The 1,153-nt window shown below is 65.3% G+C and carries 1 protein-coding gene; it reads right to left on the minus strand.

Annotated elements, in window-relative coordinates; all coding sequences use genetic code 11:
- Window positions 1-1,098 carry an IS630 family transposase gene (locus ISU10_RS22680; protein ID WP_194698725.1) on the minus strand — a complete coding sequence of 366 codons (1,098 nt, stop codon included), beginning with the start codon at window positions 1,096-1,098 and terminating at the stop codon, window positions 1-3.
- Between the last annotated feature and the right edge of the window lie 55 nt (window positions 1,099-1,153).

A 1,153-nucleotide genomic window follows, 5' to 3' on the forward strand; every position in this document is an offset into this window, starting at 1 on the left:
CTAGTGCCGCGCATTTGAAGTCTTCATCCGGTTGGCCTTCTTGAGGATCTCGTCGGCAGTCTTGGTCCATACGAACGGGTGCGAGCGGTCGTTCCAGCCCTCGATGTAGGCGCGGATCTTGGCGTTGAGGTCCTTGACCGAGGTGAACACTCCTCGGTGGATCGCTTGGCGCTCGATCATCGAGAACCACACCTCGACCAGGTTCATCCAGGAGGCGTGGGTCGGGGTGAAGTGGATGACGAACCTCGGGTTCTTGGCCAGCCACGTCTTGATGTTGGGGTGCTTGTGGGCGGCGTAGTTGTCCATCACCAGATGCAGCTCGACCGGCCTCCGGTCCTGGTCGAGGACGTGACGGTAGGCCCGCTCGATCTGTTTGAGGAAGGCCAGGAACTCCTGATTGCGGTGCCGCGGCTTGACCGCGGCGGTGACCTTGCCGGTGGCGATCTCCAAGGCGGCGAACAAGGTCGTGGTGCCGTGCCGCACGTAGTCGTGGGAGCGGCGCTCGACCAGCCCGGGCTGCAATGGCAGCACCGGCATCGTCCGGTCCAGCGCCTGGATCTGGGACTTCTCGTCCACGCTGAGCACGACCGCGTTCTCCGGCGGGTTCAAGTACAACCCGACGATGTCGACCACCTTGGCCTCCAGCTCGGGGTCGGTGGAGAACCGGAACGACTGAGCGCGCCACGGTTTGATGCCGTAGTCCTGCCAGGCCGTGACCACCGTGGAGGCCGAGACCTTCAACCGAGCCGCCAGCAGCCGCGAGGACCAGTGGGTCACCCCCAGCGACTTGGGCGGCGGGGTCAACGTCGCGGTCACGATCGCGGCGTGATCAATGCTGCGCGGTCGTCCCGGACGCTGGTAGTCCGACAGCCCGGCCAGACCCAGCTCGGCATAGCGCCCCCGCCAGGTCATCACCTTCTGCCGGCCACACCCGACCAGGTCCACGATCTGATCGTTGGCAACCCCCTCGGCCGCCAACAGCACGATCCGCGCCCGCTGCGCCAGCGCCGCCGGAGCCGTCGAGGAGCGAGTCAACCGCTCGAGCTCCTCCCGATCACCATCACGCAACACCAATGCGGGAGCAGCAGGGTTCACCATGCCGCCATGATTTCACCCCAGCAACCCAATGACCATTTCCCACGCGGAGCACTAG

This window comes from Nocardioides agariphilus, assembly GCF_015352445.1.
In the GTDB taxonomy this organism is placed as follows: domain Bacteria; phylum Actinomycetota; class Actinomycetes; order Propionibacteriales; family Nocardioidaceae; genus Nocardioides; species Nocardioides agariphilus.

Coding starts and splice junctions, on each gene's coding strand:
- ISU10_RS22680 (WP_194698725.1), bottom strand. CDS start 1,098: ATGGTGAACCCTGCTGCTCCCGCATTGGTGTTGCGTGATGGTGATCGG.